Genomic DNA, 2,438 nt, shown 5'->3' with positions numbered 1-2,438 from the left:
CAGAATGGCATCGGTTGCCACATCCAACAAAGCCGCTTGTTCCCGAATTTTTTGTTGGGCTTGCTGGCGCTCAAGGGCATAGCGGATGGAACGCTCTAGTAAAGGTGCTCTGAGCTGACTCTTATCCAGGTAATCGGCTGCCCCAGCTTTCATGGCTTCCATGTCAACCTCATGGTCTCCCTGGGCAGTGAGGAGGATAATCGGTGCTGTACACCCCCTGGCAATGGCTTCACCCAGGAGTTCAAGTCCATTATGCTCACCAAGACGGTAGTCCAGTAGATAAACATCATGGTGGTTCTGAGCAATCATTTCTAAGCCCTTAGCATAGGTTGCCACCCAAGTCAAGCTAAATCTAGCCCTCCGGTTTTCCGACAGTAAATCACGAGTTAGAATATAGTCATCTTCGTCATCATCAACGAGTAATACATTAACCAAAGGGTTGTACATTGGTCTGGCACCAGAGGAATCGAAGGAAATTAGTCGAGAGTGGTGAGTTCTGAGTTCTGATTTGGGTAAGCAATTTGCCAGGTTTGTGATCAACGAACATTGATGAGGGTCGGTTTTGGAAATAGTCCTGAGTGGATCAGTCTTTAGTGGTACAGTAGAAACATCAGAAGAAACATCAAAACGTTCAGCTGGCGGTTGTGAGTATTTACTCATGGCAGTCTATTTATTCCCTTCGGGGGGCAATTCGGCGATGTCCAACCAGTACTTTTTTAACGTTTGCATCACCTCAATTAGGGAACTATAGGTGACAGGCTTAACGATGAAAGAATTTGCTCCTAAGTTATAACTATGATAAATATCTTCTTCAGCCTTTGAGGTAGTCAGCACCACAACTGGTATAACTCGTAGATTAGGATCAGCCCTAATTTCTCTGAGGGCTTCACGACCATCTTTTTTCGGCATATTCAAATCCAGTAGGATTAAACTTGGACGAGGGGACATGCTGGCCTGGGTGTGTTTACCACGGTGATACAGATAATCCATCAATTCCTCGCCATCACTGACAAAGTATAGCTCATCGGTCAACTGACTCTCTAAGAGAGCCTCCCTTGCCAAAAGGCAATCATCCGGATCATCATCTGCCATTAAAATTACCACGGGATTTCGGCTTTCATTCACTAAGCATTATCTCCTCGACCAAAAATTATAAAGGAATTATAAAGGAATTATAAAGGAAATATGAAGGTATTATGAAGTATAAAGGGATAAATTTGAGGTATTTTATTGATTAGTCACTCAACTACTAGTATGTTTTGATTATTTAACGTTTAACCTTGGCCAAAAGGCCACGCTACGCGAACAACCTTTAACTTTTCACCTTTAACCTTTCACCTTTAACCTTTAATCTTCAACTTTGTTTAATCGGCACCGTAACAATAAACCTAGCCCCCTGTCCTGGTGTGCTTTCTGCCATGATGCTACCATTATGGCGCTCAACAATTCTACGGCAGATAGCTAGACCGATACCGGTTCCTTCATAGTCGCTACGACCATGGAGCCGTTGAAAGGTTTGGAAAATGCGATCGCGATACTCGGGGTTAAACCCAATACCATTGTCTTCAACTATAATCTGACAACGCTGATTAACGGTTGCGCCTCCATAACTTAAGGGAACACTTTCCTGAATCAGTTGACTATAAATTGTAACGAGGTTACCTCTTTGTTCTGGTCGGAATTTAAGTCCGTTACTGATCAGGTTTTGCAAAAGTTGACGCATTTGCAGGGGATCAGCTTCAATAGTATGTAGTTCACCGACTTCCACTACGCCACCAGATTGCTGGATACGTAGTTCTAAATCAGAGAGTACCTCTTGTACCACTTGAGCCAGATCAGTGGCAACCAAAGGTCTTGCCTTGGTGGTCACCCGGGAAAGGCTAAGCAAGTCACTGATTAACACCTGCATCCGTTCTGCAGCATTCTGCATCCGTATCAGGTAGTCCTGCCCCTGCTCTGTTAACTGTTCATGATACCTGGTCTGAAGGCGATCGCCAAATGCCCGAATCTTGCGCAGGGGTTCTTGCAGGTCATGGGATGCTACATAGGCAAACTCTTGTAGTTCAGCATTAGAACGGGCAAGTTCCTGACGCTGACGGGTTTCTGTTTCTAAAAGCTGGGCTTGGGCTAAGGCAATACCAATTTGGTCGGCCAGTTGTTGCAACAATTCACTTTCAAAGTTAGTCCATGGTCGTGGATTCGAACACTGATGGGCAATGAGCAAACCCCAAAGTTGGTCTTGTTGCTGAATTGGTACCACTAGGTTAGCTTTTACCCCAAACTGTTGCAGCATTTCTACATGGCAAGCTTCGATATCAGAGTTTTCTAAGTCACAGATGTTGCTAACCCTTCCCTGACGATACTGGTCTAGGTACTCTTCATGAAAGCAAGGATCTTCGATGCTTTGTCCGAGCATGATTGGCCAACCAGGTACTACT

3 protein-coding genes are annotated in these 2,438 nt (G+C 44.7%); all 3 read right to left on the bottom strand.

Annotated elements, in window-relative coordinates:
* Window positions 1–660, bottom strand: a 660-nt coding sequence (locus F6K53_RS37330; protein WP_293084655.1) for a response regulator, incomplete at its 3' end; no start/stop codon positions are given.
* A 6-nt stretch (window positions 661–666) separates the two neighbouring features.
* Window positions 667–1,125: a response regulator gene (locus F6K53_RS37325; RefSeq protein ID WP_366511406.1), complete on the bottom strand. Its 459-nt coding sequence runs from the start codon at window positions 1,123–1,125 to the stop codon at window positions 667–669.
* Window positions 1,126–1,354: 229 nt separating this feature from the next.
* The coding region (locus F6K53_RS37320) for an ATP-binding protein (RefSeq protein WP_293084652.1) at window positions 1,355–2,438 on the bottom strand (1,084 nt) is incomplete at its 5' end.

This window comes from Moorena sp. SIO4A1, assembly GCF_010672065.1.
GTDB lineage: Bacteria > Cyanobacteriota > Cyanobacteriia > Cyanobacteriales > Coleofasciculaceae > Moorena.
The sequence above is the reverse complement of the archived record's forward strand: the minus strand, read 5'-3'. Positions and strand labels throughout refer to the sequence as shown.